The 861-nt window shown below is 37.6% G+C and carries 1 protein-coding gene; it reads left to right on the forward strand.

The window, feature by feature from the left end:
- The first annotated feature begins 57 nt into the window (after positions 1–57).
- Positions 58–732 carry a transglutaminase-like domain-containing protein gene (locus tag C942_RS23695; RefSeq protein ID WP_007471298.1) on the forward strand — a complete coding sequence of 225 codons (675 nt, stop codon included), beginning with the start codon at positions 58–60 and terminating at the stop codon, positions 730–732.
- Positions 733–861 lie beyond the last annotated feature (129 nt).

Consider the following 861-nt stretch of genomic DNA (forward strand, 5'->3'; position numbering starts at 1 on the left):
GTTAGCTGCAAATACAAGTTATAGCAACCCATCAAGTATATAAGTGAGGTTTGTAGAGTGTCATTAGAAGTATTAGTTCGGAATTTTAAGCAAAATTCGAATTCTGAAACTGAATTACTAGTAGTGCTTCATAATTGGGTTAGGGATCATATAAAGTTTGGTTTTACGGCTGATTTTGAAACGGTCTCCCCAGAAGACACAGTGAAAAATGGAATGGGTCACTGTAATGCTCAAGCTGATCTGCTATGTCATCTATTAACTTTAGCAGGGTTCGAGTCTCGATTGGCTTTCGTTTATATCGATAAAGAGATATTAAGATATGCAATTCCTAGTCTTATTTATTACATACTTCCCCATAAGTTATTCCATGCAGTAACTCAAGTGAATCTTGGAGGTAAATGGGTGTCAATTGATAGTTATATTTTAACTAAGAACCAATTTTCTAACCAAATGAATAAATTAGTACAAAAAAAGACGAAGCATGGCTTTGGGCTACACTGTAACTCTGAATGTGTTTGGGATGGTAGAAATGATTGTTTCTCGCAGGCTCAAAATGGTGACATCGATCAGTTCTGTCAAGTTTATGATAATTTAGCTCAAGCGATTAAGAGCAGATCAAATACAAACCGAGTGCTAGGTGTTCATTTTAATACTTTGCTGAAACCTATAGCCACTATAAGCCGTACTGGCGGAAGAGTATTTAAGCGTTATATCAATTACTATTTGAATTGATATTTGCGTAGACCTGGTTGGCAAGCAGCTAACAAGGCAATCAAGGTGACGCATTACACTCGGCGGTTTTGGTATGGAGTTTGGCGCGTTTTGTTGGTTCAGTGGGGCGCACCTTATTGCAGGCGTTAT

This window comes from Photobacterium marinum (assembly GCF_000331515.1).
GTDB lineage: Bacteria > Pseudomonadota > Gammaproteobacteria > Enterobacterales > Vibrionaceae > Photobacterium > Photobacterium marinum.